Origin of the sequence: Micromonospora sp. NPDC005220 (genome assembly GCF_040607895.1) — a bacterium.
Lineage (GTDB): Bacteria > Actinomycetota > Actinomycetes > Mycobacteriales > Micromonosporaceae > Micromonospora.
In genome coordinates this window covers 1-3,298 of sequence record NZ_JBEXHP010000223.1, presented here as the reverse complement: position 1 = coordinate 3,298, position 3,298 = coordinate 1, and the positions used below count along the sequence as shown (strand labels likewise).

The 3,298-nt window shown below is 71.8% G+C and carries 3 protein-coding genes; all 3 read left to right on the top strand.

Annotated elements, in window-relative coordinates; all coding sequences use genetic code 11:
- The first annotated feature begins 187 nt into the window (after positions 1 to 187).
- Positions 188 to 685 (top strand): nuclear transport factor 2 family protein, encoded by a 498-nt coding sequence (locus ABZU52_RS32210; protein ID WP_354974683.1) that lies wholly within the window; start codon positions 188 to 190, stop codon positions 683 to 685.
- An 87-nt stretch (positions 686 to 772) separates the two neighbouring features.
- A complete protein-coding gene (locus ABZU52_RS32205; protein WP_124853452.1) occupies positions 773 to 2,179 on the top strand; it encodes a class II 3-deoxy-7-phosphoheptulonate synthase in 1,407 nt (468 codons plus the stop codon).
- The gene (locus ABZU52_RS32200; protein ID WP_354974682.1) at positions 2,172 to 3,203 is read left to right on the top strand and encodes a GntG family PLP-dependent aldolase; all 1,032 of its coding nucleotides are present in this window, start codon (positions 2,172 to 2,174) and stop codon (positions 3,201 to 3,203) included. Before ABZU52_RS32205 ends, ABZU52_RS32200 begins: the two co-directional genes overlap by 8 nt.
- The last annotated feature ends 95 nt before the right edge of the window (positions 3,204 to 3,298 follow it).

Sequence of the window (3,298 nt, the reverse complement as noted above, 5' to 3'; positions counted from 1 at the left end):
GTTGCCGGGGGGGGCGTCGCCCCCGCCGCCGGGGGTGTTGGGGCCCACCAGGGAGCGGCCGGGGCCGATAACGGGGTGTGGGGTCGACGCCCAGCGTCGACCGGACCGCCGTCGTTGGGCTCGGTCAGCTGGATGTGGCAGACTCGCGGCTCGGCACGTCTCGATCTCACCGCCAACGGAGGTGATCATGCACCGGACCTACCGCAGGCTGGCGGCGACCGCCGCCGGGTTCCTGCTGCTGCCGGTCGCCCTGGTCGGCTGCGGGATCGGCGGCGGGGACGAGGAAGAGTCCGCGGCCAAACCGGCCCGAGCCCCCGCCGAGGAGGCCGCCACCCGCTCCCGGGAGCGCGTGCAGGCGTACCTCGACGCGATGGCGGCCAAGGACGTCGCCGCCGGCCGCAGTCAGCTCTGCGCGCTGCTGCACGACGGCTTCGACCTGGGCGCCACCGGCCCCAACGGTGACTTCGCCGACCACTTCCAGGTGCCGGAGGCGTCCATCACCGACATCCGGTCCGGTCCGCTCGGGCAGGAAGTCCGCGTCTCGGTCTCGGTCGCGGTCGGCAAGCGCACCGTCTCCCGGCCGCTGGTCTTCACCGTCACCCGGGACGGCAGCGACTGGTGCATCGCCGGGGAAGCGCCGGACGCCCCGACGCCGACCGGCGTCGCTCCCACCCCCGCGTCCTGACCAGCGCCCGGCCGATTGATCTCCCATCTGCCGGAACCGTCCCCCTCGCCGCCCGGCCACCCCGACCGTCGCCGTACGCTTTCTGTCATGCGCCATGAGTGGCATCAGCTGAGCCATCCCGCGGTGAGCAGCCCGGGCCTGCAGACCAGCCGACCGACAGTCGACTCCGCCGAGGACGCCGCGCTCGGCCTGGACCGATGGCGGGAGCTGCCCCGCGAGCAGGTCCCGCCGTGGTCCGACCCGGCTGCCGTGGCCGCGGTCTGCAAGGTCCTCGACACCGTGCCGTCGGTCGTCGCGCCCTACGAGGTGGACCAGCTGCGGCAGAAGCTGGCCCTGGTCTGCGAGGGCAAGGCGTTCCTGCTCCAGGGCGGTGACTGCGCCGAGACGTTCGTGGACAACACCGAGAGCCACCTGCTGGCCAACGCCCGCACCCTGCTTCAGATGGCGATCGTGCTCACCTACGGCGCGTCGCTGCCGGTGGTCAAGGTCGCCCGGGTCGCCGGGCAGTACACCAAGCCCCGCTCGCTGCCGACCGACGCGCGCGGCCTGCCCGCGTACCGCGGCGACATGATCAACTCGCTGGAGGCCGACCCGGCCGCCCGGGTCGCCGACCCGCAGCGCATGATCCGCGCGTACGCCAACTCGGCGGCGGCGATGAACATGCTCCGGGCGTACCTCGCAGGCGGGCTCGCCGACCTGCACGCGGTGCACGACTGGAACAAGGGCTTCGTGAAGAACTCCCCGGCGGGGGAGCGGTACGAGGCGATCGCCCGGGAGATCGACCGCGCGCTGGCCTTCATCCGGGCCTGCGGCATGACCGACGACGAGGCGCTGCGCACCGTCACGCTCTACTGCTCCCACGAGGCCCTCGCCCTGGAGTACGACCGGGCGCTCACCCGGGTGTCCGACCGTCGGGCGTACGGGCTCTCCGGGCACTTCCTCTGGATCGGCGAGCGCACCCGGCAGATCAGCGGGGCGCACATCGACTTCATCTCCCGGATCGCCAACCCGATCGGGGTCAAGCTCGGCCCGACCACCTCCCCGGACGAGGCGATCGAGCTGTGCGAGAAGCTCAACCCGGACAACATCCCCGGTCGGCTCACCCTGATCAGTCGGATGGGCAACCACCGGGTACGCGACGCCCTGCCGCCGATCGTGGCCAAGGTCACCGCCGCCGGTGCCAAGGTGGTCTGGCAGTGCGACCCGATGCACGGCAACACGCACGAGTCGTCAAACGGCTACAAGACCCGGCACTTCGACCGGATCGTCGACGAGGTGCTGGGCTACTTCGAGGTGCACCGAGGGCTGGACACCCACCCCGGTGGCCTGCACGTCGAGTTGACCGGTGAGGACGTCACCGAGTGCCTCGGCGGCGCTCAGGGCATCGAGGATCTCGACCTGCCCGACCGGTACGAGACCGCCTGCGACCCGCGACTGAACACCCAGCAGTCGTTGGAGTTGGCGTTCCTCGTGGCGGAGATGCTCCGTGGCTGATCTTGTTGACCTGCGGTCCGACACGGTGACCCGGCCCACCGCCGGGATGCGGGAGGCGATGGCCGCCGCCGAGGTCGGTGACGACGTCTACGGCGAGGACCCGACCGTCAACGCCCTCGAAGCCGAGGTCGCCGCGTTGTTCGGGCACGAGGCGGCGCTGTTCGCCCCGAGTGGGTCGATGGCGAACCAGATCGCGCTGCAACTGTTGGTGTCGCCGGGTGACGAGTTGCTCTGCGACGCCGACGCGCACGTGGTCACGTACGAAGTCGGTGCTGCGGCCGCGTACGGCGGGATCTCCTCGCGGACCTGGCCCGCGGTGGGCGCGGACATCGACCCGGAGGTGGTGGCCGGGATGATCCGGCCGGACGGCTACTTCACCGTCCCCACCCGCGCGATCGCCGTCGAGCAGACCCACAATCGCGGCGGTGGCGGGGTGATTCCGCTGGCGACCCTGCGGGATCTGCGCCGGGTCGCCGACGAGGCGGGCGTCGCGCTGCACTGTGACGGCGCCCGGATCTGGCACGCGCACGTCGCCGACCGGGTGCCGCTGATCGAGTACGGCCGGCTCTTCGACACGCTGTCGGTGTGCCTCTCGAAGGGGCTTGGCGCGCCGGTCGGTTCGCTGGTGGTGGGCAGCGCGGAGAAGATCGAACGTGCCCGGCTGATCCGCAAGCGGATGGGCGGTGGCATGCGTCAGGCCGGCGTTCTCGCCGCCGCCGGTCGGTACGCGCTCGCACAGCACATCGACCGGCTGGCCGACGACCACGCGAAGGCGGCCCGGCTCGCCGACGCGGTCGCGCCGTTCGGTGTGCTGGCCACCACGGTCCGTACCAACCTGGTCGCACTGGACCTCACCAAGCACACCCTGGACGCACGGGCCCTGGCCGCCGCGGCGCGGGCCGAGGGCGTACTGATCTCGGTGCTCGGCCCGCGTACCGCCCGGCTGGTCACCCACCTGGGCCTCAGCGACGCGGACATCGACCGCGCCCTAACCGCCCTACCCCGAATCCTCGCCGCCCCCTAACCACCCCCCACCCCGGGCCCCCCACCCCGGCCCCCACCCTCGGTGATCATGAAGTTATTGCCGCTCGGATCGGCGTGTCATGGCAATAACTTCAT

Bases quoted from the DNA above. Each gene is read 5' to 3' on its own strand.
- ABZU52_RS32210 (WP_354974683.1), top strand. From the start codon at position 188: ATGCACCGGACCTACCGCAGGCTGGCGGCGACCGCCGCCGGGTTCCTG.
- ABZU52_RS32205 (WP_124853452.1), top strand. From the start codon at position 773: ATGCGCCATGAGTGGCATCAGCTGAGCCATCCCGCGGTGAGCAGCCCG.